General features: G+C 58.0%; 20 protein-coding genes and 1 pseudogene. 2 read left to right on the forward strand and 19 right to left on the reverse strand.

Annotated elements, in window-relative coordinates:
• Positions 1-10: 10 nt before the first annotated feature.
• The 17 genes from M0D69_RS03840 to M0D69_RS03920 all read right to left on the reverse strand — a co-directional run bounded on the left by M0D69_RS03840 (position 11) and on the right by M0D69_RS03920 (position 21,299).
• Complete coding sequence (locus tag M0D69_RS03840) at positions 11-2,332, reverse strand: sigma-54 dependent transcriptional regulator (RefSeq protein ID WP_301780748.1); 2,322 nt, start codon at positions 2,330-2,332, stop codon at positions 11-13.
• Positions 2,329-2,490, reverse strand: coding sequence for a hypothetical protein (locus M0D69_RS03845; protein ID WP_301780749.1), 162 nt, complete (start codon positions 2,488-2,490; stop codon positions 2,329-2,331). Before M0D69_RS03845 ends, M0D69_RS03840 begins: the two co-directional genes overlap by 4 nt.
• A gap of 125 nt (positions 2,491-2,615) precedes the next feature.
• On the reverse strand, positions 2,616-3,356 hold the full coding sequence (locus tag M0D69_RS03850) for an SDR family NAD(P)-dependent oxidoreductase (RefSeq protein ID WP_301780750.1): 741 nt from the start codon (positions 3,354-3,356) through the stop codon (positions 2,616-2,618).
• A 79-nt stretch (positions 3,357-3,435) separates the two neighbouring features.
• Positions 3,436-4,569, reverse strand: a complete 1,134-nt coding sequence (locus M0D69_RS03855) for an amidohydrolase family protein (protein ID WP_301780751.1) — start codon at positions 4,567-4,569, stop codon at positions 3,436-3,438.
• Positions 4,570-4,691: 122 nt separating this feature from the next.
• The gene (locus tag M0D69_RS03860) at positions 4,692-6,770 is read right to left on the reverse strand and encodes a hypothetical protein (RefSeq protein ID WP_301780752.1); all 2,079 of its coding nucleotides are present in this window, start codon (positions 6,768-6,770) and stop codon (positions 4,692-4,694) included.
• Between the two features lie 18 nt (positions 6,771-6,788).
• The gene (locus M0D69_RS03865) at positions 6,789-8,567 is read right to left on the reverse strand and encodes a carbamoyltransferase N-terminal domain-containing protein (protein WP_301780753.1); all 1,779 of its coding nucleotides are present in this window, start codon (positions 8,565-8,567) and stop codon (positions 6,789-6,791) included.
• A gap of 218 nt (positions 8,568-8,785) precedes the next feature.
• Positions 8,786-10,180 carry a pyridoxal-dependent decarboxylase gene (locus M0D69_RS03870; RefSeq protein WP_301780754.1) on the reverse strand — a complete coding sequence of 465 codons (1,395 nt, stop codon included), beginning with the start codon at positions 10,178-10,180 and terminating at the stop codon, positions 8,786-8,788.
• A 77-nt stretch (positions 10,181-10,257) separates the two neighbouring features.
• Entirely contained in the window at positions 10,258-11,157 is a 900-nt protein-coding gene (locus M0D69_RS03875) for an iron-containing redox enzyme family protein (protein ID WP_301780755.1), read from the reverse strand.
• Positions 11,158-11,225: 68 nt separating this feature from the next.
• On the reverse strand, positions 11,226-12,521 hold the full coding sequence (locus M0D69_RS03880) for an acetyl-CoA carboxylase biotin carboxylase subunit family protein (protein ID WP_301780756.1): 1,296 nt from the start codon (positions 12,519-12,521) through the stop codon (positions 11,226-11,228).
• A gap of 16 nt (positions 12,522-12,537) precedes the next feature.
• Complete coding sequence (locus M0D69_RS03885) at positions 12,538-13,908, reverse strand: acetyl-CoA carboxylase biotin carboxylase subunit family protein (RefSeq protein WP_301780757.1); 1,371 nt, start codon at positions 13,906-13,908, stop codon at positions 12,538-12,540.
• A 3-nt stretch (positions 13,909-13,911) separates the two neighbouring features.
• Positions 13,912-15,255, reverse strand: a complete 1,344-nt coding sequence (locus M0D69_RS03890) for an acetyl-CoA carboxylase biotin carboxylase subunit family protein (RefSeq protein ID WP_301780758.1) — start codon at positions 15,253-15,255, stop codon at positions 13,912-13,914.
• 18 nt (positions 15,256-15,273) lie between these two features.
• Entirely contained in the window at positions 15,274-16,026 is a 753-nt protein-coding gene (locus M0D69_RS03895) for an iron-containing redox enzyme family protein (protein ID WP_301780759.1), read from the reverse strand.
• A gap of 63 nt (positions 16,027-16,089) precedes the next feature.
• Entirely contained in the window at positions 16,090-16,389 is a 300-nt protein-coding gene (locus M0D69_RS03900) for a 2Fe-2S iron-sulfur cluster-binding protein (RefSeq protein ID WP_301780760.1), read from the reverse strand.
• Between the two features lie 1,199 nt (positions 16,390-17,588).
• Positions 17,589-18,110 (reverse strand): helix-turn-helix domain-containing protein, encoded by a 522-nt coding sequence (locus M0D69_RS03905; protein ID WP_301780761.1) that lies wholly within the window; start codon positions 18,108-18,110, stop codon positions 17,589-17,591.
• 291 nt (positions 18,111-18,401) lie between these two features.
• On the reverse strand, positions 18,402-19,121 hold the full coding sequence (locus M0D69_RS03910) for a hypothetical protein (RefSeq protein ID WP_301780762.1): 720 nt from the start codon (positions 19,119-19,121) through the stop codon (positions 18,402-18,404).
• Between the two features lie 237 nt (positions 19,122-19,358).
• Positions 19,359-20,888 (reverse strand): MFS transporter, encoded by a 1,530-nt coding sequence (locus M0D69_RS03915; RefSeq protein WP_301780763.1) that lies wholly within the window; start codon positions 20,886-20,888, stop codon positions 19,359-19,361.
• A 75-nt stretch (positions 20,889-20,963) separates the two neighbouring features.
• The gene (locus M0D69_RS03920) at positions 20,964-21,299 is read right to left on the reverse strand and encodes a hypothetical protein (RefSeq protein WP_301780764.1); all 336 of its coding nucleotides are present in this window, start codon (positions 21,297-21,299) and stop codon (positions 20,964-20,966) included.
• Positions 21,300-21,736: 437 nt separating this feature from the next.
• Between M0D69_RS03920 and M0D69_RS03925 the strand changes: the two are divergent.
• Positions 21,737-21,877, forward strand: a pseudogene (locus M0D69_RS03925) (IS5/IS1182 family transposase); the annotation flags it as partial.
• A gap of 160 nt (positions 21,878-22,037) precedes the next feature.
• Here the strand turns inward: M0D69_RS03925 and M0D69_RS03930 are convergent.
• Entirely contained in the window at positions 22,038-23,273 is a 1,236-nt protein-coding gene (locus M0D69_RS03930) for an integrase arm-type DNA-binding domain-containing protein (RefSeq protein WP_301780765.1), read from the reverse strand.
• A 199-nt stretch (positions 23,274-23,472) separates the two neighbouring features.
• On the opposite strand from M0D69_RS03930, the gene M0D69_RS03935 reads away from it, so the two are divergent.
• Positions 23,473-25,005, forward strand: a complete 1,533-nt coding sequence (locus tag M0D69_RS03935) for an AMP nucleosidase (protein ID WP_301780766.1) — start codon at positions 23,473-23,475, stop codon at positions 25,003-25,005.
• 55 nt (positions 25,006-25,060) lie between these two features.
• On the opposite strand, the gene M0D69_RS03940 is transcribed toward M0D69_RS03935, so the two are convergent.
• Entirely contained in the window at positions 25,061-25,810 is a 750-nt protein-coding gene (locus tag M0D69_RS03940) for a TIGR00730 family Rossman fold protein (protein WP_047847519.1), read from the reverse strand.
• Between the last annotated feature and the right edge of the window lies 1 nt (position 25,811).

Raw genomic sequence — 25,811 nt, forward strand, 5'->3', positions numbered from 1 at the left:
GGAATGATCCTTATTCGTGCGGGTTGAGGGAGCTGGCACTGCGTAAATCAGCGAGAAGCTGGGTCGCTTGAATTATTCCGGCCGTCGCGCGGGTCAACCGCGGCAGACGCAACGCGCGCTCGAGCGTTTCGATCGCGAGTGCGGTTCGGTTCGTTTTGTGCAGCAGATCGGCGAGGTATTTCGCAGCGTCGATCCGCGCCGGCACGGAGCCGAGCGTGAGCGCCGTCGACATGGCCGTGCGCAGCCCTTGTTCGGCGACGGTCAGATCGCCGCGTGCCCATTGCGTGCGCGCCTTGATGATCAGGAGCTCGGTGAGATACGCACGTTCTTGTCGTTCGAAGACGAGGTCGATGGCGGTTGTCAGAATCGCTTCGCCTGTCTCGAGACGGCCCGCGCGCAGCAGCAGTTCGCCGTGCTGCCAGATCATGAACGAGTAGAACAGTGCCCCGCCATGGCCGACCAAATGCTCGTAGCCGTCGAGCAGCAGCGTTTCAGCTTCCTCGAATGCGCCGAGTGCACTCAGGTGGCAAGCCCGGAAAATCTGCCCCACGCCCCGATAGAACGCGAAGCCATTCATTTCGGAGAGCGCTTCGAGTTCGGCCGCGAGTGTGCCCATTCGGTCGGTGTCGTTGAACAGGCACGCGAGCCAAACCGCGCCTTGCAGGTCCATCGCGTGGTCGAGCGTATGGTGAGCGCTCGCCGCGGCGCGTGCGACCAGTGTTTCGAGGGCCTGCCACGCTTGGTCGATCGCGCCGGTCTGATACGCGGCGAGCCCTTCGAAAGTCAATGCGAGGCCGGTGAGATCGAAACCTTGAACACCGGTATGGGTATCCGTGCTGCCGAGGCCGAGCAAGCCGCCGCGCGCGAGGCACGCCAGGACTTCGTCGCTGTCGCCGAGCCAGAAAAGCGTGTTGGCTAGCGCGAGGTGCGCTTCTTCGCGAGCCGCACACGAGTCGATACCATGCGCGCGCAGCACCATGTCTTGCGCCGTGGCGCGCGCATGACCCAATTCGAGCGTGGTCAGTTGCGTGGTCCAGATGCCGAATTGCACCGACGCGAGCTCGGTCGGCTCGCAGAGACCTTCGCCGGCTACCAACGCAGCCGCGTAGCAGGCGGTCGCTTCCGCATACAGCCAGCCGTGCACGCTGCGCAGGCAAACCCCGAGCGACCGGTACGCTTCGAACCGGACGCGCCGCGTGTCGCCATGATCACTGTTCTTCTCGATGATGTCGAGGCAGCGCCGCAGCAGCGGAATGGCGCCACGGAATCGCGACTGCTCGACAAGGGCGTTGCCTCGCTCGAGGCAGGACCTCGCTTCCCGGAAGCTCTCTTCGCGAGATTTGAGCCGCCGCTCGATGGTCTTTCTGCTGACGCCGAGTAACTCTGCCGCGGCGCTTTTATTATTGGCGTTGAGCTCGAGCGCACGGTCGATCATCAGGGTTTCGGCGGCCGCGAGCTTGTCCGTGCCCTCTAGTTGCAACAACGTATCGGCCAGACTCGCGCGTGACGTGGTTTCACCGGAGTGGATCGCGAGAAACGGTTCGAGAATTTCGACGTCGATGCGTGTGCGTTCAGCCAGCACGCTGAGCTGGCTGACCAGATTGCGCAACTGGCGAATGTGTCCGGGCCAAGGCTGCTGGCACAGGCGCTTGAGCGCCGCCGGCGCGAACTCGATTCGGCGCGACTGTTTCGCTGCGAAATGGGCGACCAGGCCTGGAATATCGTCTTTGCGCTCTTCGAGTCCCGGAACGGTCAGCACGAAAACCGCGAGCCGGTAGAACAGATCCGCTCGAAACGCGCCGTTGCGGGCGGACTCGCGCAAGTCTCGATGCGTGGCCGCAACAATGCGGCCTTCAAAGTGGAGGTTGGTCGACGAGCCGACCGGGCGAAACGTGTGGGTCTCCAGCACACGCAGCAATTTCGGTTGCAGCGCAAGCGGCAACTCGCCGACTTCATCGAGAAATAGCGTCCCCTTACCTACTTGCTCGAACAGTCCCGGGCGGTTTTCCGTGGCGCCGGTGAAGGCGCCTTTGACGTGACCGAACAGCTCGGTCTCGACAAGATTCTCCGGAATCGCGCCGCAATTCAGATCAACGAACGGGTGTTCGTTGTTCAGGCCGCACTCATGCACGCGCCGCGCGACCAGTTCCTTGCCCGAGCCGGTGGGACCGAAGATCAACAGCGCGTGGTCGGTGGGTGCGACCCGCTCGATCATCCGCACCAACTGAGTGAACGCAGTCGACGTGCCGACGAATTCGCGATTCGTGTCTGCCAGCGCCGACGGCGATGGTGCACCGGCAGCAGCAGGCGCCTCGACAGTGCGCCGGTTCATTGCGCAAGATGCGGCGGCATGCTCGCATGACGGCCTTCATACGGCGCGCGACTGCGATGAGACGCGTGTAACGCATACGCTGACGAGGTCGCAGTCGGCATCTTCTTCTCCAGCACAGGGAACAGACGCGCCTGGTCCTCGCGCGCCTGTTCGGTCATAGGGGGGCATACCAGACGCCCAGTCGTACTTGGGGTCCGCGTGCCCGCGCGCGGGCGACGTTTCCCTACCATCGGCACCGCAATCGAGCGACAGTGGCGCTATGACACGATGGAAAAGTCGCGAGTTACCATGTCTCGGCGAAAGGGCGAATGATGTAGTCGAACGACCATGCCGACGCATGCTGATGCGCGACATGAAACACTTCGTCGGCAATGGCATCGGGCTGGGCGAAATACTCGTCTCGCGAGAACGGCCAGTTAGTGGGCGGCTCGACCCACGTCGGTCGGGTGCGGCCGCGTTCTCCCAGCCAGGGTGCATCGATCGCAGCGTCTACCATCACATAGCCTACGTGCACCCGCTTCGGCCCGAGGTCCCTGGCCAGTGCTTCGGCGAGCACGCGTTGTGCGGCCTTGGTTGGCGCAAAAAGCGCATAGTTCGGCTTGCCGCGCAATGAGGCGGTATTACCCGTTACGATGATGGCACCCATACCTGCTTCGATCATGTCCGGCGCACAGGCTCGTGCGAGATATAGGAGGGCGGTCGTATTGACGCGGAAATTCCGCTCAAGCGCCGCAGGGTCGCCATCGAGAAATGGTGCAAACGTTTCGGAAACGGCATTGTGGATCAGGACCGACGGCTTGCCGAGCTCGGCGCGCACGGCGTCGATGGTAGTCGCCAGTGCGTCAAGGTCCCCGACATCGCATACGTACGCCTCGCTTCCGGGGATTTCCTGTTTGAGGCTTTGCAGTCGCTGGCGGTTGCGGGCCAGCATGGCGACGCGGTAGCCATCCCGAGCGAACCGGCGAGATATCGATGCGCCCGTTGCGCCACCCACGCCGGTAATCAAGCAGATTCGATCGGTCATTGCCCTCATCCTTTCATGAATAACGATTGATTCACGATAGCCGCGTCAGCTTGCAATATGGGCGGCGGTCTGCATTTACCTAAACTACTTCGCCTGCGCCCAAGCGGATGTCGTCCAGCGCATCTGTATGTGTACCGCGTAGCACGACCTGGCCGTCGACCATGACGTAGGCCGGCTCGTTCTTCGCGAGCATCGATAGAAACGCGGCACTCCCATTGACGGATGCATCGAAGTCGCTCCTGTCGAACAGACAGAGATCGGCTTTCATGCCCGGTGCGAGCGCGCCGACGTCCGTAAGTCCGAGCGCGGCGGCGGCGGACTTCGTTAGTGCACTGACGAAGCCATTCAGCGTGTCGGTGGCAACACCGTCCAACAGGTCAAGCAGAAGCGCGCGCATGTCGCCCTGCCTGATTCGGATCGCCGCCTGCCTGTTGCCGAAAAGCAGTGAGCAAGTCCACGTCGACCCCCGGACGTCGTGCTTGCGTGGAAAGTCGATCGACACTGCGCTACGGGTGCGTAACAGAGCGGCGACGTCGCGGCGGTCGAGACGGCCGGCGTTGAACACCGTGATGTTCGGTTCCTGAGGCATCAGATATGCAATGAGGGCGCTCTCCGAACAGTAGAAACGCCCGCGAAATTCAAACGCTTCGTCCGCGCTCGACGACAGCTCGATGCCGAAGCGGCTACCCATCGTTTTCGCGAACCTCGCAAACTCGACGACTTCTGTCGCGGAAAGCAAGGTGCCACTTGCGATGACGGGTAGCAGCGACGTGAGTCGCGCGGCGCATGTGTCGGCTGCGGTGCGCTGCGCCGCAGCCGACCAGTCAAGCATTGCGTTGACCTGTTCCAGGTATCTGCCGTTGAAACGCAGCAGCGCGACGCGCCGGACCGGCCCGAAGGAGGCATGAGAGGTGACGCTCTCGATGTTCGAGCAATAGAATCCGACCGTCGTGACATACGACGGCGATCCGCCCGCGCGCAACCCACGTTCGGCGGGCGAGCCGTCTGGCCGCTCCACATCCACGACGCCAGGCGTGCACACGAACGACGAGCCATCGACGCCTTCGACCAGCCGCGATGTGCCGGCCGGCAATATGGCGCTGATGCGCGAGCCGGTGACCTCGATATCGCCGGGTTCGAATGTATAGGCCGCGCTATTGAAGCGAATCGTTTCCCTGATGACCCACGGCTGAGCGACAGGTGGCTTCCACATAAACATGTTGTTCGAGAACCCTGGTTTGGCCACATGACGTCGGTGACATTCGAGCTGGAGCACCCGGAACGCTTAGGTATACGATTAGACGATTCGTTGTTCCGGGCCCACCTCATCGCGTTTCACGAAACAACCGAGATCCTCAGATCATGGATCTGCCCGAAATGCGTGCGGATATCCACTTTTTGACCCGCCTCGAAATCGGTTCGAACGCGGGCCCGGCTATCCTTGCGCAACACGTTTGGCCAACTGATCGTTAGCTGATTGAGACCGCTATTGACGATCTGCGCACCAGCTGGAGAGCGCAGCGAAGCCCATTCGTCCTTGAGCGTGGCCCGCGTGACCAGGTTGCCGTTCAGCTCGATCACGATCTCTCCGGCATCGGCCGCGCCCGGGATTCGCGACGTGAGATCGATCGACAGATCGAGCGGCGATGCGCAGGAAAACGTGAACGTGCGCTTGATCCCGTAGACCGCTGCATACGAGCGGCGATACCAGCGATTGCGGTCGGTCAGCTCGGTCCAGTGCGATTGCAGCAGATCGACTTCCGTGACCTCGCCGAGCGACAGGTCAGGATCGGGCGCGACCGATGCGAATTCCGGGAACGCTGTCGAGATCGCGCTCAGCAACGCCTGCTCCTTGATGATGCCCCGCGCGAGCGGGCTGTAACCGACTAGGCAGACCTCCGCGATATCGTTCTTGACGAGTTGGTCAAATGCCGGAAGCAGAACGGGTGGTGTCTTGCGCCTGTACGCCTCATACACAAGCGGAATCCCGTTTGTGACGATGTCAGGATGGAGCTCTCCCGCGCGCCGGAAGTGATAACTGCAAATCTCCGGATCCTGACCCCAGTGAGCGTTGTGGATACCCGCGAGCACGTGCGCCCATGCTTCATGTTCGGGTGCCGGCGTTGACGCTGCGTCGATCAGGTCGTCAAGATGCGCGTCCTTCCTGAACAGGATCGGCAGCAGCTTTTGCGAGGTGGCCGCCATTGCGACGCGAATGCCTTCGGACGTGTGATGACAAAAGTCCAGGTATAGGCGCCTGCCTGGAATTTCATGCTCGTAGCGGTCGCGAAACAGTTGCGGCAGATCCACGACAGTCGCGCCAACCTGAGGGGCAACGCGACGGATTACGTCCGCCACGTTCACGAAGACGCTCGGGACGACGCGCGTATCGTCGATGATGTCGCGGCTCTGGCGCAAGGTCCGGTAGGCTTCGTCATTCTGCTTGCCCAAACCCCGCTGGGTGCGAGCCAGCAGATCGAGGCTCGCCGATGACGTGCCACCGTCGAGTTCGATGGCCGTGAGGATGAATTGCCCGGCGTTTGCGAAAGCACGCTGGTCAAGTGCCTCGCTCGCGGCCTGATAGGCGCGAACCCAGTTCTGCGTGTCCTCCGCGGACATCAGCGGAACGTCGAGTGCGCCGACCGGGGCGTTCGTCCAGTCAGCCACATTGATTTCCGGAATGACGAACACTACCGGAATGCCCGATTGCTTGAGCGACGCTGCCAGTTGCGTGACAACCTGCGTCGCGAAGTGCTCGAGGTCCTGCAACTGTTTTTTCAAGAGTGTCGAGAAGCCATGCTGTTGGGCAATCAGCTCGCCGTCGGCCATGAACGCTTCCATCGACGTGTTGGCGAGCGCGCCGACACGCCAGTTGTTCCCGGCGAAGATCACGACAGCGTCCGGTTCCAGCAATGGCGTCGACGCGGCGACCTTAGATAGCCACCACGGATCGCAGTTGCTTTGGGCCAGATCCACGATTTCAACCGCTTCCGCGGACGCCCCAATCTGTTCGCCTAGCACCTGAGCCGGGCAATACACTGGATCGAAGAAGAAACCGCGTGCGACCGACTCGCCCAGCAGCACAATACGTTTCTTGTCACCCTTCTTTCCGATCCGCTCGATATCCGCACAGAAGCGCCATAGATCGACGTGCTTGCGCGCCCGGACGAATTCGCCCGTGTCTTCCTCTTCTTCCCAGATGCTGACCGACCGCTTGAGCGTTTCTTGTCCTTTCAGGTTCGCGAAATCTTCGGCGAGAGCGGCGAATGGGCCGGACCAGTGATCCGAGTTGCGCGAGTCCACTTGCTTCGAATCGTCGCCGAGAAGCTGGAGCAGAGACAGCGCAGCGTTGTCTTGCTTGAGTAATGTTGCAAACCGCCCGGCCAGTTCCTGTCGCAAAGAATTGTCTGCCATGTTGCGTGCTCCGGTAATTTATAAGAACGAGTAAACGTTGACGGACTCGGGCACTGCGCGCTTCTTCGCCGACCGCGCACCGAAGATTTCCTTGAGCTTGTCCCACGTGTCGAGCCTGAACCCGCGGTCGACGATGTAGTCGCCGATCACGAGAGCGTCGATGTCCGACACGACAAAGCACCAGATCGCATCGACTGGATCGAGCACAATCGCATCGCCGCGCATGTTGAATGACGTGTTCAGCAGGATTGGGCAATCCGTGAGCCTGTCAAACTCTGCAAGGAGCGCATGAAAGCGGGGATTGCTCTGTGCGCTGACGGTTTGAACGCGGGCGGAACCGTCTACGTGGGTGATCGCGGGCAGTGACAGTGGCGAGATGACCTGGCACGTCTCGAGCATGAATGGTGATGCGTGATCGAGATCAAAATGCTCGGCCGCTTTCGTGTCGAGCACCGCTGGCGCGAACGGGCGAAACGCTTCCCGCATCTTCACCAGTTCGTTAATGCGATCGCGCATCCCCGGTTCGCGCGGATCGGCAATGATCGAGCGTGAGCCGAGCGCGCGCGGCCCAAACTCCATGCGGCCCTGAAACCAGCCGATGACCTTGCCGCTCGCGAGACGCTTTGCGGTTTCTTTAATGAGGTTATCGGGGTTTTTCGTGCAGTCGACGATCGACGTCTCGGGAAAGATCGCAGAGACGGTCTGGCGGATGTCCTGATTCGAATAGCTCGGGCCGAGATAGACGTGGGGCATCGGCTTTAGCTCAGGGCGTTGTCCGGTGCGCCGGATATGGGCGATGGCCGCTGCGCCGAGCGAGCCGCCCGCGTCGCTTGCTGCCGGTTGGACGAACAGCTTGCTGAAGGGGCCTTCGCGCAGAATCCGGCCGTTCGCAACGCAGTTAAGTGCGACGCCGCCCGCCATACACAGATTGTCAACGGGATGGGTGTCGTGCATGTAGCGCACCTTGGCGAGCAGGATGTCCTCGAGGGACCGCTGCAGGCTCGCGGCTAGATCCATGTGGAACGTCCCCAGCTCGGATTCGGCTTCACGCGGTGGTTCGTCGAACAGATCTGCGAGCCGGTCCGAATACATGCGCTCGCCATTCAGGAAATCGAAGTATTCCATTTTCAGGCGATACTGGCCGCCGTCGCCAATCTCGATCAGCTGGTTGATCTTGTCGACATATCGCGGATTTCCGTATGGCGCGAGTCCCATTACCTTGTATTCGGCGTCGTTCACATCGAACCCGAGGTAGGCCGTGATCGTGCTGTATAACAGGCCGAGTGAATTGGGAAAGGAGACTTCCTCGAAAAGATCGATCTTGTCGTTCTTGCCAAAACCGTATGTCGTGGTCGCCCATTCGCCTACGCCGTCGACCGTCAGCAGAGCCGCCTCCGAAAAGCCGGAAAAAAAGAACGAACTAGCGGCATGCGACAGATGATGGTCAACATATTCGATCGGGCCGTCGAAACCGAGGCTCTGCCGGATATCGCGCTCAGCGCGGGCGGGATCGATCTTGAAGCGCCGTTTCGGATTCTGGATCAGGTCCGTCAGGTTGGTCGAGATCTGCCGCGAAGCCTTCTTGTACGGATCCTCGTAATACGCGATGCAGTCCACATCCCGGATGGTCGCTTTCGCCTCGCGCAGGCAGTAGCGGAACGCTCCGGTAGGAATGCCGCTGTCGTGCTTGATCTTTGAGAACCGTTCCTCCTCCGCAGCGGCAATGAGCTTTCCGTCCTTAATGATGCAGCAGGCGGAGTCATGGTAGTGCGCGGATACGCCAACAATTATGCTCATGATGTCACCCATCTCTGATGTGAATGAATCGGTTATTTGACCTAGTGCTGCCGACATCCGGGCGGGAACCCATAAGTGATCGGGTTCGAGGTAGTGCCAAAGTGAAGCCATACGAGGCAACAGCTATCCGGCGCGTTTATTTAAAGATGAAGCAGACGCCGCTGAGACGGTTTAAGCGATATTGAAGCGGCAGATCGCCCACGCTTCGCGCTAGTGCGTCATTGCAATGCGTCGAGCGCTCTTCTTAGCGAATCAAAGATGCGCGGCACGTCCTGTTCACTCGTACGCCAGTTACTAAACGCGACGCGTAGCCCCCAAGTGCCGCAGTAGAGCGTGCTCGTGATAAAGACGTCGCCAAGATCGCGCACCGCCTGAACATAGGCGTTGATGCGGGCCTCCGTCGGTTCGCGAGCTAGCGTGAAGCAGACGACATTTAGCCGGGTCAGTGCAAGGAGTCGAAGACTGCTTTCAGCATCCACCAGCACGCCGAGCGCGCGAGCGAGCCGGACGTTGCGCGCGACGATCTCCGCATGCCCCTCCCGGCCGTACGCTGCGAGCGAGAACCACGTCGCGAGTGCACGTAGCCGACGCGAATTTTCAGGCGTCAGGTGAACGAAATCGGGATTGTCGGTCGGTACGCCGAGATAGGCGGCGCTGTTTTGAAACACGCGGACCTGTAAGTCGCGCCGCCGTGTGAATTGCACAGCGGCGTCATATGGCACATTGAGCCACTTGTGCAGATCGATGCAGATCGAGTCGGCGGCGTCGAGTCCGGCGACAAGCGCAGCGTGTTCAGGGACCAGTGCAGCGAAGGCGCCGAAGGCGGCATCTACGTGAAGCCAGAACGGGTAGCGTTGTTTCAGTGCATGGATGGCGACCAGATCGTCGAAATCGACGGTGTTCACGGTACCTGCGCTTGCCACAACGATGACAGGCTCGCCATCCAGCAAGGCAAGCTCCGCTTCAAGCGCCGCGATGTCGATGGCTTCTCGTTCGGGTAGGGTGGCGACCTTACGCACCGCCTTGCGGCCGAGGCCGAGTACGGACAGAGCCTTGAAGATGCTCGAATGCGTGGTGGCAGATAGGACTGTCACCTGGCCGAGCGCGACCACTCCCTGGTCGGACACGCTCACGTTTTTTTGTTCTCCGAGCCACTCGCGTCCGAGCGCCAGGCCGACCAGGTTCGACATAGTCGCCCCCGTGACGAACACGCCTTGCTGTGCGTCGCTCAAGCCGAACAATTGCCGTAGCCAGCTGACCGCCTCGCGTTCAAGATCAGGGGCCGAACTGTCGATGCCCGCGGTCGGATTCTGATCATAAACGCTCGTGAGCCAGTCGCCCGCCAGTGACGCGGGCGTCGCGCCGCCCGTCACGAAGCCGAGATAGCGAGGACCCGCGCTGCCCGAAAATCCTGGTGCCCATCGGCTGGTGAATTCATCGAGCGCGGCATGGAGGCCGCGCCCTTCGTTGGGCAACGGCACCGGTTGGGCCGGGGGTGGCACGAGCGCGGCGGGACGGCGCTCGAGGCTGGCGAGCGCCACCACGGCGTGCCGCCACGTGTGCTCGAGCAATAGGTCGAGATTGGCGAGATCGGAAGCTAGCGTTGGATGCATGGCGAAAGTCAAAACCGAAAAGGTTCGTGAACGTGGAAACCGCGCCCCGGCACTTGGTGTCCCCAGGGCAAGGGGCGTCAGTGCAGTTGGCGATCCATGACAGAACGCGCGCCGGCGTAATACTCTTTCTCGATGCCGTAACGAATCAGGCAGCCTTCGCACAGGTCGAGGATGATGCGTGGATTCTGGCGAGCGAGCGGCAGCAGCACGCGTGCGACCAGTTGCTTACCGTGGTTCGCGTCGACCGGAACGTGCAGGTCGTGGTAGTACCTGTGTTCCTTCGGCACGTTGTGACGATCCATCCCCTTCAGCATGCGCGTGAAGCGATAGGGAACGGTCTGCTCAAGCAAGGTCAGCGCGCCGAGGAGACGCCCGACATGCTGTCGGCGCAGCGCGTACATCAACAATAGATTGCCGTTCTTGAGCGCGGAGATGGGCATGTGCACGTCGAGATCTAGGTCGCCCAGCTGCTCTTTGAAATACGGCGCCGCCCGCGTAAAGACCCGGGTGTGCATCTCGTCCACGTCGCCGAGGCCCATTTCGTCCCAGTAGTTTTCGGCGAGCGCGAGCTTCATGTCGCCGTCCATGCCGAGTTGCGATAGCGCGATGATGTCATCGAAGCGGCCGTCCACTTGTGCTTCCAGGCTGACGAATAGCGAAAGCTGGGGCAACGATGCGTCTTCGGCAAGGAAGTCGAAGAAGGGCGCGACTTCCTTGCGGTGCGTATTTCGCAGCGCGATGTACCATTCTTCGAACTGCTCCGCGTTCGCGGGAACGTCGGTGAGTTCGATCCTCGACGCTTCATAGTCGTTCCAGGCGGTTTCCAGACCGAGAATGCCCGCATAGTCGGCTGCCAGAGGGATCGTCTCGGGCGCGCTCGGCGGAGCGAGCTCTCTCAGATAGAACGCATTCAGTTGCAGTTGTCCCGCGAGCGTGTTGCAGGCGATGGCGTCATCAGTGATCAATTTGTTAGTCATACTATTCACTCCGATAATCGTCAAGTGGCTGGAGATACATGGCTTGCGGCGGACGCGATGCAGCGGCGTTAAATCCCTGCGACCGGAGCTGCTTGGCGTCGTGGTATGGCGAACGCGGGCGGGACCGGAGTGCGTAGGACGCTTGGGCTTGTGCTTACCGCGGAGAACAACGCCCGAATCCAGTCGCGTGTGCCTTGCCAGGTAAGATTGGCCACGATGCCCGCCAGTGGCGCTTCGTGCGCCGAATAGGTGACCTTGCGCGGCAACGGGGCGCCGGCGCCGAGTTCTGCCCAGCGAACCAGCGCGGGATGTCCGCGAAAGGCGTCAATTTCGCCAAGGCCCCGGTAACCGTCGTCGTCGAGGGTATGACCCGGGAACACAAACCAGCCATGCCAGCGGTCATCGATCTGCGTCGTGGGCAACGCGCGGGAAGGTTCTCCAAGCAGCAGGCGTAGTTCTTCGGACGGCAAGTGCACGCCGGTGGCATGCTCGAAGGTCGCGACGACGTCAGCACCGCCGACGCGATTGCCCACCTCTAGAAAGACCAGATCGTCGCCGCTCTCGATGGCTTCGAGGTGAAAACTGCCCTGGCGGATACCGACGGCCTTCAGCGCGGCGGCGACCCAGGCTTGCGCGCCGTCCGACATGGGGAAGTGATAGGAGCCAAGCGGCTGCCCCTTCGCATAACCCAGGCAAGTGCCGATGTAACGACTTGCCATGAGCGTGACAACTTCGCCGTTCGCGACGAGACCGTCGAAATGCAGGATATCGCCGCTGACGAACTCCTCGATCTCGTATGCATCGACGGACTGCGCGTGACTGTCGAGGCGGGAGACCCCTGACGTGCGCTTCGCCAGGGCACGGGTCACGTCGTCGAGTGCATCGAAGATCACCACGTCCTCGCTCGACGCGCCGCTCAGCGGTTTGAGCACCGTGCGGCCCTGCCAGTTGGCGGCATGTGGGGAGTCCAGAAAATCAGCGAGCCCGGTGAAGCGTGGCACCCGTAGACCGGCCTCCCGCACGACAGACTTCATTGCGACCTTGTCGCGCACGAGAATGACTTCGGCTGTCGTTGGCCCTACCACAGCTAGCCATTCGCGCAAGCGCGCGGCGTCAAGCAGATCGTATTCGGACAGCGCGATCACACGCTCGAAGGTGCGCGGCTCACGCGAGAGCCACGCGAACGCTTCGTCGAAGGTACTCGCTTCGCCCGGCCGCTCGACAGCTTCGTGGCGCAAGCCGCGAGGCAGCGTGGCAAGCAGGGCTGCTGTGCCGAAATAAGTGACCTCGTGCGCGTCGTGATCAATGCCCCTTGCATATTCAATCCGCGGATACGGCACACGGTGTAGAACGAGTATTTTCATCGACAAGCTCCGTTGTTTAGACAGCGACGAAAGGAGAGTGATCGGTCGCGGATATCTCCGTTGCAGGCAGATCGAACACATCCGGCATCTCGGTCACCAGTGACAGCCAAGTGGCACGTACCACGGCTACCGCGCTGCCAATATCGATCGTGTCGCTGTCAAGGACAAAGCAAGCTTGCGCGGCGAAATCGGAGTTGTCGCGTGGTATGGCGGGGATAAAGTGCGTGTCCTTGGCGAGCCAGGAAAACTCCAGGCGCCTCATCGATTCAGCGCCGAGCAATGCAGCCGCACGCGCGAGCGTTCGGTCGAACAGGGCCACGCCTTGCGCACTGTCAGGCGGCGTAAACACGCAATTGAATGGCACGCCGAGCATGACTGTCGCTGCTTGCCGCGCAGCCGGCACTAACGCAGGCTCTCGGAACACGCCGAACGCGGCATCGACCCAGAGTGCATAGAAATCCACGCCGTAGACATCCGCGGCGATTGTCCAGATCTTCATTCCGGCCGGCCGCCGGTTCGGCTCGATGACGGCCGCCTGAAGCCCTGCGTCGTCGAGCTTGATCTCATTGTGAAACGGGCCGTGGCATTGTCCAACCAGCATGTTGGCGAGCCGCCCGGTTCGGACGAGAGTCGCGCGCTCAGTTGCGTTGATGCGAGCGGGCAGAATTTGTGCAACTTCGACTGGATAGCACCCGCTTGCACTAACTTTCTCCGTGATGAATTCGGTCGCGCCGACGCCATCGAAAGAAAACTCCCGCCTGAACGGAATTAACGCTTCGCAGATCGCACCGTGGTTCAGGTACGGCTCAACGGCTGAAAAGCCGGCCCGGAAAGTGTCCCCCGAGCTGTCGCCCGGCTTTACAATGACGACGCCGCGATTATTGCCTTCGCAGGACGGCTTCACGACGAAACCGTCCGGGTGCATCGTTGCGAAGCGCTGCAGATCGTCGACTGAGGACACTTCAATGTACTCAGGCACCATTACGTACTGCGATGCAAGCAAGTCGCGGATGCGCGCCTCGCTGATCCGGTAATCGCGCTTGCTGAACGCACCCGCAGCGAGTGTGGCCGAATCGACCGGTAAGCATAGGCGCTCGAGCAGTTCGGCGCCGCGCTGAACCGCGTTGTCGGAGAACACCAGGCCGGCTTTTAGCCCGTTGCGCCAAGGCTTGAGGCAGCCGAGCGCGGCGTCGACAAAGCCGTCGGCAAGTGGGTCGAGATCGATCAGATGGTCGCACAGCTGCGCGTCGGCTGCAGTTGGATTCGGACGGATCAATATCGTATGAGCGCCGTGCCGTTCGCGCGCGTAACGGGCGATATGTGTGACATCGGAAATTCTCGACAGGTTGTAGTCGACGATCAGCAGAAAACGGGCATGTGCATTCATGATTTACGCTTCCAACGCTATGGAGCTGGTTTGATAATGCACATCGATGGCGCTAGCGGATGCCTCGAGCAAACCGGACAGCTCCGCGTCGCGCTCCTCCAGCGTCATCTCCCAGAGCAGTTGTCCGAGAAACACCTCGCGCGACGCTTCGACGACGACATCACCCGGCTTGAGCAACACCTGCTTGATGGCTGGGGCACGCGCGACAGGCCGGATCTCGATGCTGTCGATTAGTCCAGGGGACGCGAAATAGACGCGAAAGAACGTGGCACGTGCGGTCGGCGGCGTGCCGTCGACGGAATAGGCGAGGCGGGTCAGGGTATCCTTCAACGGCGCGTGCGCGTGCTCGGAGGTTTGCTGGAGCAAGAGGTCGAGCCACAGTTCGAGTACGCCTGCTTCACCGTTCAGCGCTTTCACGCTGTGCGAAATGAGACTTCCGCCGACGCGCGGATTGATCTCGATCAGCTCCCAGCATTTGCCGTCAAAGCGCGCCTCGACGTGGTAACAGCCCCAATCGAGCGCTAGATGATTGAACACCGCGCGCAACCATGCTATGCCCGCCGCGACCTCGGATGCCGCTAGCGACGCAGGTGGGCTGGTGCAACTGTTTTCGAGCACGGCGTCCCGCGTTTCGGTGAGTTCGCACTTCTCATGAATACCCACGACGAACGCTTGGCGTTCTGCCACCAGCACTTCGAAGCTGAATTCCGTGCCGGCCACGTAGTTCTCGGCGAGGAACTTCACGTGGTGACCGAGTGCCGACGAGTAGATCGTGTCCTCTTGCGCCCGCCTCGCGATAGCGTCGAGCGCGGACCATGTTGTGTCCTGCGACAGACGGAATGCGCCGTAGGAAGCGATGCCTTGCACCGGCTTGATAAAATACGCAACACCATCGCGTTTCAGTTCGTCGAGTACATCGGGGGTGACGAGCCGAGCGTCAATGCCGGACAATCCCGCTCTGCGCAATTCATTGCGCACGAACAGCTTGTTACGTAGGCTGTCCGCGCGCTGCGCCGCCAGATCGCTGACGCCGAGCAGCGCATTCGCATGAGCCATCAACACTCGGTACCCCTCCCAGACGCTGATACACGCCTTGACGGTGTATCCCGACGCGCGCAACGAAGCGAGGGCATGGGCGACGTCGTCTTCATCGAGCACGTGCGAGTCGCTCGACAGAACAGCTTCAGCGCTTTCCCGCAGCATCTGCAGCCGATTTTCGCTGTGCTCGGCAAGCGGCTTCGAGCTCAGCACAAAAGGTTGCAGGTCGCGTGCGCGGATTGCCGCAATCAGATCTTCTGCGAACGAGAAGCCGCAGTGACTCAGTATGAGGACGCCATCGAATGTCATCGCTAGGTCTCCTTATTATTAAGCGGCCGCCTGAAGGTGCGGTTCGATCTTGTCTTCGTAGAGCTCCTTGAAGTAGAGCGCCAGTACGGTCTGATGCTCCTTCAGGTAGCGTTTCAATGACTCGATGTCCTGTTCGTTGCGCAGCAGGTAGCGTATTGCCTGCCAGACTTCGCCCGGATGGTCGTCGTTGATATCAGTATGCGAGTGTGCAACCTGGCCCGTGATGTTGTTTTCGCCAACCGATTCCTTGAGCGCCTTGATTTTGCGCGGCTCAAGCTTCACGTTGACGTACTCCACGAGGTACGAGTAGGACACCACGCCGAGCGGCCCCTCGTGATCGAGCAGGTAGGAGAAGAAACCGGTCAGGAGCTTGGTCGAGAGGTACGGTTCCGTGGCGAGGAATTGCTCGCGCGTGACACCCGCGCGCTCCAGATCGTGAATGAACAGCTCGTCGTGGAGCATCTCCTCGCGCTCGTAGTTCGCCCAGATCTGAGCGGCTTCTCGGCTTTGCTTGGCGATCTCCGCGAGCGCCTTTGATTCCGACACACGCAGCAGACGAATGCGCCAGGCCGTTTCTATAAGGTGGCGCTGGTAATACTGGGAATCCACCTTTTTCCCTTCCAGGTGGGCTGCGTAAGGCACTGTTTCATACCAGTTTTCGATTTGCGTATCGATAATAGAATCGATTTTCTGTCGAAGATCGGTCGAATCCTGCGAGTTAAGGAAGGGCGTACGTGTTCCAAAACCAACGTTTTTTACGCGATTGCTCATGATCCTATCCTTTCTGGATTGGGTTAATAAACAACATAGGAAGGGCACAGCGGTTCTGATGAATCAGGAGTTTCTTGCAGCTGCTCGAATTGTTGCTATTCCGTTAACCCGACATTGACATGCCAACCTGAAGGAGTCTCCTGAATAGCCAAGCATATCGAGAAATGATGCTTCTTCTTCCGTCTTGTTGCCAAGGCACGCCACACCGTCTATCACTTCGATGACGCAAGCACCACAAGCGCCAACTTTGCAGCCAAATGGAATCGACTCTTGTCCATATAGTTCAAATTCAAGATCGGTCAATGAGCTTCCTTTCGACAACATCACTTCGATACCCTGCGGCATGAGCTTGACGGTAGGCATGGTGGATTCCGGATTGATTGATGTCGAATAAAGCGAGTTAGCGCATTATTGTTATTAATATAATTAATTCACCCATCAAAATAGATAGGCGCCTCTGGGCGAGATGATACTAAGCAATGCTAAGATAATATGACAAATACCAATCTTGCATTTAGCTTTCGAGACAGATGTGTTTCTGTGCTCCTCTCAGTCTAGCTTTATATGCTGCGTTTCTTGTTATTGTTGAGTATCTAGTTTCAAATAGCAACCTCTTATTTAAGATTTTTAGGAGTCAATCGACGTCTTGTTGTTGAAATTGATGTCAATGCGAGAAGTCGACCCATTTTGGAGCAACTGCTTCATTTTGCATCAGGGAAATTCGAAAAAACGTATGCAATAACGGCATACTGGCTGACCAAATACCGCTATTAGCCGCTATGAGTAATACAAGGTAAGGAATATCGGTAACTCAATTCTCGCTCGCTCAAAGTGTATTTTTACTTTCGTTCGAGAGCGCTCATGGATATCACTTTTAGCGAATTTATTATTGGATATGTAGTTTCAAATAGCAACCAGTTATTTGTGAAGTTTTTGTGACAAAAAATATGTCATCTAACTCAAATCGACGTTGAGACAGAAATCCAAATGTGTTGCTGATGGTGGATCGCTATGAGGGTTGATCGACAACGATCGATAACAACAGTTGCTATGCGATCGATAAATTGACGCAGGTACGCTTATCCCGGCTCGTGCACACGCGTGTAACGCGACCGCATCGGACGGCAGCATTTCTGAGGGGCATTCAGGATGGTTTCGGAATACGCGCCGCAACGGCGGAAGATGGGGAACGGAATTGAGCAGACGGGCAGGTCGTGATCGACCTGCCGCACGCGGCAATCTGAAAAATGTGGTCGTGACAGCGGCAGGTACAGGATTTCTTGACGGGGGATTACGACTGGCGGATTTTCCTAATCGCCTCCAACCACGATGGGAGAAAAATCGGCAAGAAATGACATTGCAGTTGTGAGTCAAGTAAACGGACCGGCGATGCGATCCGAGGCAGCGGGGCGGTTCATCAGGTTGGAACGCCGCGCTTCGGTGCGGAGTATTCAGTAGCCCGCTTTGCCCGCGTCTGCATCAATACAGAACCGACGCGGAGCCGTCGGCTGGTCGACGACATCGCTCACGACCCAGCCCACAAGCCTTTTGACGAAATGCCATCACGTGGGCCGGGCTTTGGGATCCGAGTCATATATCTCTCCATCTCTGGATTCTCCGGAACGTGGACGTCTACTTCTTCCAGCCGGCTTCACTAGCGTATCAGCCGGTCCCAGCAGCCGTCCGTCTTGTGAACGAAGCTCCAGTCGCTTAACGAGCCGCCCTTGCTTCCGATCAACTAAACGCACATGAGACTCGTGAGGCTCAAAAAAATAATCCTCGCCCCACTGTCTTAGTGCCACTAGAAGCGGGAAGAGCCCGTTCCCTTTTTCAGTCAACACGTACTGCTGATACGCGCTGCCGTCGGATGCCGGGACCGTCTCGAGAATGCCATGCTCGACCAGGTTGCGAAGCCGCGTCGTCAGGATGTTTTTGGCGAGACCGAGACTCTTCTGAAACTCGCCGAAGCGATGCAGCCCGTCGAAGACATCGCGAATGATAAGGAGCGACCACCAGTCTCCGATTGCATCCAAGGGCCTTGCTATAGCGCAAGGCGCTTCCTTGTGGCTCGTCCGCTTCACCATCGCGGTCCTCCAGTTTTACCTTAATGCCGGTCCAGCTTCTTGAGATCGAACACGGTGCGCAGACGTGACGTTTGGCATCGTAATTTGATCTTGATCGAAGTTGCGGGACCAAGAGCGCCCCGCAACTTCGAACGATAAGTCACACGAAAAAGCAAAGCATGTGGTTCCATTATAAAACTTCTTTTGAGTCGGAACAATCGAATTCCTACGCGTCCTATTTAAAATCACGTGACGGCGTCGCCCCCCCGGTCTCCCCGCGCATTTCGGGGCCAACAGTTCGATCTGCGAGTGCTAGCTTAGCTGGAAATCATGGAACCGGATCCACACCAGTAGCTGATTACGATCCGGTTGTTCGTTGGTTTGGCGAACAAACGCGCGTCTCCTCGTCGGGAACCGGAGCCCCTGCACTTCGACAAAGTCGGACACATAGTGTGCGACTCGCGTGCCACCCGATACATCGATGTGGTAGTCCTGGCGCCGCTGTAGGAGGTCTGGACCGAAGTAGAAATTCTGCTCGGCACTATGGCTCGCGATTGCGGATGGGAAGATGACGTTTAACACCCGCCACACCTCGCCATCTTCGTACCACGGCGCGATTTCCTTAACCTGGACGCCAGGCAGCGTAAGCGAGAACGGAGAGGCCAAGTAGGTCCACAATGCATAACCGTTGAAATATGCTTGGTGAAGTACGTCCCAGTAACCGTGTTGTCCGTAGCCTGCGAAAGCGGCTCGGGGGTCAATCAGTTCTCCCACAATCTGGTGGTCGTCGTTTTCGATCGCCACGCGATTTGGGACGAACGTCATCCGATGATCTGGGGCATCGTATGGAGCGATACGCGTCCATTCTTCGCTAGTCCTGATCGTGACGTTACTTGGCGCGCGGGTTTCAAGGATACCTTTTGACGCCCAGAAATTACCACCTGTCTCGCTTTTTACGTTCAGTTCCGCAAAGGAGTTCCAGCGGTCGAGGCCGCCGTAGGCATTCAGGACTTTTTTCAAAAGATCATTCATTAGACACCCCGCGGGATAGGAGAAGCTTGCGATTTGGTTTCCATACAACAGTGCCGATAGATAGAGTCGGTAACTGGCAACGTAGATCTTGATCGTCCTTGGCCCTTCGGCGAGTTGAGTCGTACGCACAAACCTGACCGCGCGTTGTCGCCACAAAATCGCCCGGATCTTTTCAAAAAATGCTCGATCGCAAAGCGTCACGCCTCTGTCGAGGCGCAAGCATCAGGTGCCGGCATATCACTGGGCCTTTTTGCCACCAAAAATCATGAAACTGATCGCACCCAAAGCCCAAACACCAACGCCGCCGTATAGCATTACCCACCCAAAACCATGCACTAATGCTGCATGAACTACGGATCCAGATGCGTCAACATTGAGTAATTCCGGGAAGCTTTGGCCAAGAGATTCGAGGTTTCCTGCAGCTATGTTCTCTGCCAAAGATCGCAGATGCACGACATTGAAAGAACCAGGTAAAGATTTTTCCAGATAATAGATAATTCCTGTTAGCAAGATGAATCCCATTGCGGCGATGTTGATGGCGAGGGTAATTAATCGTGCGCTTATGTCCATTCCGGAAGCCATGCCTGCTCGGTTAGACGGAACCGAGCCCGTGGTTGTATTTGTTACGGGCGTGTTGGTCAAGCCCAGTCCGATACCCGCAATCAAAGAACCCGGCAGCATAGTCAATCCACTGGCGTGTGCAAAGCTTGAGCCGTACCACATTAAAATAAAACCCAGGCCGATTGTGAACATACCCAAGGGGATAATCGTACCAGGTTGATATCGATGCGAAAGACGTTCTGCCAAGGGAGGAATCACCAAGGTGGGAAGCGTATAAGCCAACAGCGAAAGTCCAGTAGTGACAATATCGTAATGGAGAGCGCTTTGATAAAATATTGGCAAGAAAATAATGAATGGCCAAAAACTGAAATTCATGCCGATTGAGCCCATGATGGCGCCTGAAAACTTTCGTATCCTGAATACCGAAAAATCGAACATAGGATGGGGATTGACCTGTTCCACAAAAAGGAACACGACGAAGCTGACCAAAGTGGCGACAATGGTGAAGATGGCAACATGACTGGTAAAGCCGAGTTCCGATCCTTGCGTAATGAAGTATGTTAAGCCAAAAACAGTCAGCGAAAGAGTTGCCATGCCAAGAATATCAAGCTTTTTCGCATCGGGGTCATTAGACTCTTCCACACTACTAAAAACCAGAGCCAGGGTGAGAAGGGTTAGCGGAACGTGAATTAAGAAAACCCATTGCCAACCGGATAGTGCAGCGATCACGCCACCGATGATAGGCCCAAAACCCAAGCCGAAACCCAGGAAAATTCCCCATATACCAAAGGCCTTCATTCGTTCTGGCCCCGCTTTAAACTGATTTGAAAGAATCGCGATCAGACAAATAAACATCGAACCACCACCCATGCCCTGAATAAACCTGCCGGCAATCAACAACGGCGTACTTTCCGTCAGCCCACAAATCAGGGACGCCAAACCGAACACGATCAGGCTGATGACGAAAATAAGTCGCCTACCATACCGGTCTGCCAGAGTTCCAGCCGCCATTAGCACAGTCGTACAGGCGATGGTGTACGCATTCATGATCCATTGAAGGTCTTTGAAATCGGCATGCAGTACTCTTTCGAGGGTCGATAGTATTACGGGCACACTGGAAATTTCCAGGGCAAACATCAGTTGGGCCAAGCAGATAGCCACCAATGCAATGGTGTTTTTGCCGGAGCGGGAATAAGAGAGGTCCATTGGTCATTTTTCCAAGTTTGATATTAACAAGCAGACGGCGCCAACAACCGGTATTGATTTCTGCTGTGCAGGGATTTAGTGCAACCAGCAATGCTGGTAATAGAGAGCGAACCGTTCGACCTGTTCACGCATTGATGAAATCGTTGCGAGTACCTGGAGCGCGCGAGCGCCGATGACACCATCCACGCGGGAAAAGGAGAATCTCCGGCCGAAGCTCACGATGCGCAGTTGAGCACAATCGACGTTTGCGTTTGCGATGCCGCCGGAATCCACCGGGAACGGCAAGATGACGCGCCTGACGATCAGCGGTGCTTCTTTCCCCAAGACAGTGAGGCACGTCCAGCGCTGCAATCCGGCCGTGGCCGGCCAAGTGGAGTTGTGCACCACCACGGGTTTGATCTGGCTGGGCATGACTTGATCTCATTCAAGTGGTTGTAAAATGAAACTATGTGAATCGTAGTCAAAGAAGTCTCAATTTGCAACCATGTTTTTGTCATGGATATTCTGTGCACTGGCTGCGATGCGTGAGAAGTTGTTGAATGCACGGATTCCCGACCCGGGATGGAAGTGGTGCGCGACCCGACACGAGCAGCGCCGTTAGTCATCTTTACGTCAACAAACACGTTCCCCACTGGAAGAGCTTAGGCGGGTGTGGAAGGTATTCTCACGTTGTTGAAGGGCATGCCAACGAAAACGTAAGTAGTCCTAATTTATGCGGAGAGGCGATCTACGATTGGTTTTCCCGTTACGGTCTTCCGTGTCTCGAGGTGTTGTCGAAAAAATCGATCTCAAGCCCGAGGGCAGGCGATCTGCCATGATCCGCAGTGCGTTCACCTGCAGAAAAGCCGATGCCGTATAAACACAACGAAAGCCGCCGTCACAAGATCGAAAAAGCCCGTTGCAAAGTAACCAACTGGCCTGAATATAACAAAGCTCTGCGCCAGCGTGGCGATATCGCGATCTGGTTCACCGAAGAGGCAGTCGCTGTCGTCAGAACGTCCGGTGCTGTTCATTCCGTACACGGGCTCCTTTCTCGATGTGGGCGAGCGATCAATCGTCGCCTGGGACGAGAGCTGCTAAACCGCACGCCGTTCCCCTCCCAGTGCAATCTTCGGTTCGTACGCAGATCGGCAATCGGGTGATGTGCATTTATGCGGACTTGCCCTCGGCCCCACGAAAATTAGCCTTTACGGGATTGGCAATCTGCGCATCCACGAAATCCGCCCATAATTGCATGATGCGTTTCCGTTCCTGCGCATAGCCAGCCCGGTTGTAGACCCCCCGCACGCCTTTGATCGAGTGCGCGAGGGCCGTTTCGATGGCATCCGACGAACACCCCATCTCATGCAGGTGAGTCGAGGCCGTGCGCCGGAAATCGTGCAGCACGAAATCCGCTACATCCAGCTTCAGGACATCGACGGCAACGTTCAGCGCAGCGCGGGAGACCGCGCGCGGCTCCCGGCTTCTAGGCGAGGGGAACACGTAGCCTTCGCCTCCGGTTAGCTTCTCCAACTCCCGCAGGATGGCGACGGCTTGCGTCGGCAGATAGACCCAATGCTCCTTAGACTTTTTCATGCGGCCCGCCGGTATGCGCCACACAGCCTCTTTCAGATCGAACTCCGACCACTGCGCCGAGGTTAGTTCGGTTTTCCGCACCATCGTGAGCATGAGCAAGTGCAGCGCCAGTTTCAACTCATGGCGCATGTTCGAGCGGTAGATCGCCCGCAGGATCGTGCCTATCTCGTCGGGAGACAGGACGCGCGTGCGACTTGATTGCGTCGCAACGTACTTGGCCTCGACCGCCGCAGCCGGGTTGGTTGTCATCATTCGGCGAAAGACGGCGTATGCGAACATTCTTTTAAGCAGATTGCGAACTGTTAAGGCCATCTGCGGAGCCCCCCGCGCTTTGATGCGGTCGGTGATCGCCAGCACGTCTAAGGCGGTGACTTCGGACAGCGGCTTGTTGCCGATGGCGGGGTAAATGTCCTTGTCCAGGGCTCGCGTGATGGTCCGCTGATACCCGGATGACATATGCGCGACCCTCTCGGTGTAGTAAGCGGCTCCGAACAACCGAACGGTATCGAGCCGGATCACGGTTCCCCGGTCTTCTCGGGCCGTCTCAACGGGAGACTTGCCGCTTTCCACAATCTTGGCGTACTTGCGCGCTCTTTCACGCGCTTCCGATAAACTGATGGCGGGGTAGTCGCCTATGGTTGTCATCGGCTGTTGCTTGCCGTGGAGGGAGTAGCGGTAGCGCCAGACTTTAGACCCCGAAGTTAGCACTTCGAGAACGAGACCCCCGCCGTCTGACACCAGATAGCGTGCCACCTTGGACTTGAGGGCTTTAACGCGAGTGTCCGTAAGGGCCGTAGCGAGTTTGGGCATAGTTTTATGTACACAAGGACAACCTCAAGGGCGGTTTGTAGTCGAAACGGTGTACTAAAAAGGAGCGGAAGTCAATGGATGGTAACGGATGCGCCAAGACTTGAAAGCCTTTACCTGCCTGGCCTCCAGCCGTGTATGTGGATGCTATTGGATTCATCGTTAGTCGGGCCTACATTCCATCACAAGAGCGCAGAAGATCATGACAAACGACCGGACTCAAGCCAGCCATTCCACGCCTGCCAACAACTTCCCGACGGAGTCTTTTGACGACCCCGTGGCCGCGGTCGCGCGGGTATCGGCAATCTACGAAGCCAACACCTCTTTCCTGCGCGATGCCTTTGCGCGTTATAGGAAGAGCGAACCTTTTTCACATCGCGTGCGGGCGTGTTATCCGTTTGTGCGCGTGCGTACCGAGTTGAATACGCAAATCGACTCACGCCGCTCATATGGTTTTGTCGCGGGGCCGGGCATTTTCGAAACCACCCTGACGCGGCCGGATTTATTCGGCCATTATTATCGCGAGCAATTGCGGCTTCTTACCAAGAATCACCACGTAGGGATTGAAGTGGGTGTGTCGGCGCAACCGGTGCCCATTCACTTTGCGTTTGCAGAGGGCATTCACCTGGAAGGCGACCTGGATCGGGACCGGCTGCTTGCCATGCGCAATATCTTCGATATGCCCGATCTCGCGCTGCTCGACGACCGCATTGTGAACGGCACCTACGAACCGGGTCCGGGCGAACCGCATCCGCTTGCGTTGTTCACGGCGGCGCGGGTGGACTTTTCTTTGCATCGGCTGAAGCATTACACCGCGACTTCGCCCACGCATTTCCAGAACTACGTGCTTTATACGAACTACCAGTTTTATATCGATGAGTTCGTGAAGCTCGGACGCCGGATCATGTCGCGCGCGGACGATGAAGAAACGCGGGCGTATAGAAGCGAATACATGTCGTTCGTGGAACCCGGCGACGTGATTACGGGCAACGAGAATCTTGGCGATTCGCAAGAGGAACAACAGGGCGTCGCCCCTGCGCGCCTGCCACAAATGCCCGCCTATCATTTGAAACGTGCCGATGGCAGCGGCATCACGATGGTGAATATCGGCGTGGGTCCGTCGAATGCAAAGACCATCACGGACCATATAGCAGTACTTCGGCCGCATGCGTGGATCATGCTCGGGCATTGCGCGGGATTGAGGAATACGCAACGTCTTGGCGACTATGTTCTGGCGCACGGTTATGTGCGCGAAGACCATGTGCTCGACGCCGACCTGCCGCTATGGATTCCTATTCCCGCATTGGCCGAAGTTCAGGTAGCGCTTGAAAAAGCCGTCGCGCAAGTGACGAAACTCGAAGGCGTGGATCTGAAGCACGTGATGCGCACGGGGACCGTGGCGAGCGTGGATAACCGTAACTGGGAGTTACGCGATCATCGCGAGCCGGTGCAGCGTTTGTCGCAAAGCCGGGCCATTGCGCTCGATATGGAAAGCGCCACTATTGCCGCCAATGGATTCCGCTTCCGTGTGCCCTATGGAACCCTGCTCTGTGTCTCCGATAAACCTCTGCACGGCGAATTGAAATTGCCCGGCATGGCGGACCAGTTTTATCGCGCGCAAGTGGATCAGCACTTGCAGATCGGCGTGAAGGCGATGGAGTTGCTGCGCATGAACGGGCTATCGAAACTGCATAGCCGGAAGTTACGAGGTTTTGCGGAAGTGGCATTCCAATAACGCAGAAAGCGGCTCCGAAAGGAGCCGCTCATCAAGCGATCACGCCATCAAACCATCACAGATAAAACATCCGGTCTTCGTCCGACTTGCCTTCGGCCGGTTGTTCTTCGGCTGTCTCGCGGTCTTCGTAGAACTGCAGCACCGCTTCCAGCACCTGGTCCGGGTCGTCGATAACCTGCATCAGGCCGAGATCCTTCTCGCTGATCACGCCGGTCGGAACCAGCGTGTTGCGGAACCACGAGAGCAGGCCTTCCCAGAATTCGGCGCCGACCAGCACAATGGGCACATGCCGCGACTTCTTGGTCTGGATCAGCGTCAGCACTTCAGCCATTTCATCCAGCGTACCAAAGCCGCCCGGCATCACGACCACGGCATCCGAGTTCTTCACGAACGTGACTTTGCGCGTGAAGAAGTGCCGGAAGCGCAGCGAGATGTCCTGCCACTGATTGCCCGATTGCTCATGCGGCAATTCAATGTTCAGCCCCACCGACGGCGATTTGCCCGCATGCGCGCCCTTGTTGGCCGCTTCCATGATGCCGGGGCCACCGCCGGAGATGACAGCGAAACCCGCGTCAGAGAATTTTTGCGCGATTTCTATGGTGAGCTGGTAATACGGCGACTCCGGTTTCAGGCGCGCCGAACCATAGATGCTGATAGCAGGGCGGATCTCCGACAGGTACTCGGTCGCCTCGATAAACTCTGCCATAATCGTGAACATCTGCCACGATGCGCGGGCCTTCTTGGCCGTCGCGCGCTCTTGATCTGCGAGCGATCGCAGACTCGGAATCACTTTTCTTTTGTTCATA

It is taken from the genome of Caballeronia sp. SEWSISQ10-4 2, from assembly GCF_030464885.1.
In the GTDB taxonomy this organism is placed as follows: domain Bacteria; phylum Pseudomonadota; class Gammaproteobacteria; order Burkholderiales; family Burkholderiaceae; genus Caballeronia.

Excerpts from the sequence above, each read along its gene's own strand:
- M0D69_RS03860 (WP_301780752.1), bottom strand. The coding sequence starts at position 6,770 with ATGGCAGACAATTCTTTGCGACAGGAACTGGCCGGGCGGTTTGCAACA.
- M0D69_RS03900 (WP_301780760.1), bottom strand. The coding sequence starts at position 16,389 with ATGCCTACCGTCAAGCTCATGCCGCAGGGTATCGAAGTGATGTTGTCG.
- M0D69_RS03905 (WP_301780761.1), bottom strand. The coding sequence starts at position 18,110 with ATGGTGAAGCGGACGAGCCACAAGGAAGCGCCTTGCGCTATAGCAAGG.
- M0D69_RS03895 (WP_301780759.1), bottom strand. The coding sequence starts at position 16,026 with ATGAGCAATCGCGTAAAAAACGTTGGTTTTGGAACACGTACGCCCTTC.
- M0D69_RS03915 (WP_301780763.1), bottom strand. The coding sequence starts at position 20,888 with ATGGACCTCTCTTATTCCCGCTCCGGCAAAAACACCATTGCATTGGTG.
- M0D69_RS03875 (WP_301780755.1), bottom strand. The coding sequence starts at position 11,157 with ATGACTAACAAATTGATCACTGATGACGCCATCGCCTGCAACACGCTC.
- M0D69_RS03840 (WP_301780748.1), bottom strand. The coding sequence starts at position 2,332 with ATGAACCGGCGCACTGTCGAGGCGCCTGCTGCTGCCGGTGCACCATCG.
- M0D69_RS03850 (WP_301780750.1), bottom strand. The coding sequence starts at position 3,356 with ATGACCGATCGAATCTGCTTGATTACCGGCGTGGGTGGCGCAACGGGC.
- M0D69_RS03940 (WP_047847519.1), bottom strand. The coding sequence starts at position 25,810 with ATGAACAAAAGAAAAGTGATTCCGAGTCTGCGATCGCTCGCAGATCAA.
- M0D69_RS03845 (WP_301780749.1), bottom strand. The coding sequence starts at position 2,490 with ATGACCGAACAGGCGCGCGAGGACCAGGCGCGTCTGTTCCCTGTGCTG.
- M0D69_RS03885 (WP_301780757.1), bottom strand. The coding sequence starts at position 13,908 with ATGAATGCACATGCCCGTTTTCTGCTGATCGTCGACTACAACCTGTCG.
- M0D69_RS03880 (WP_301780756.1), bottom strand. The coding sequence starts at position 12,521 with ATGAAAATACTCGTTCTACACCGTGTGCCGTATCCGCGGATTGAATAT.
- M0D69_RS03910 (WP_301780762.1), bottom strand. The coding sequence starts at position 19,121 with ATGAATGATCTTTTGAAAAAAGTCCTGAATGCCTACGGCGGCCTCGAC.
- M0D69_RS03865 (WP_301780753.1), bottom strand. The coding sequence starts at position 8,567 with ATGAGCATAATTGTTGGCGTATCCGCGCACTACCATGACTCCGCCTGC.
- M0D69_RS03920 (WP_301780764.1), bottom strand. The coding sequence starts at position 21,299 with ATGCCCAGCCAGATCAAACCCGTGGTGGTGCACAACTCCACTTGGCCG.
- M0D69_RS03930 (WP_301780765.1), bottom strand. The coding sequence starts at position 23,273 with ATGCCCAAACTCGCTACGGCCCTTACGGACACTCGCGTTAAAGCCCTC.
- M0D69_RS03855 (WP_301780751.1), bottom strand. The coding sequence starts at position 4,569 with ATGTGGAAGCCACCTGTCGCTCAGCCGTGGGTCATCAGGGAAACGATT.
- M0D69_RS03870 (WP_301780754.1), bottom strand. The coding sequence starts at position 10,180 with ATGCATCCAACGCTAGCTTCCGATCTCGCCAATCTCGACCTATTGCTC.
- M0D69_RS03935 (WP_301780766.1), top strand. The coding sequence starts at position 23,473 with ATGACAAACGACCGGACTCAAGCCAGCCATTCCACGCCTGCCAACAAC.
- M0D69_RS03890 (WP_301780758.1), bottom strand. The coding sequence starts at position 15,255 with ATGACATTCGATGGCGTCCTCATACTGAGTCACTGCGGCTTCTCGTTC.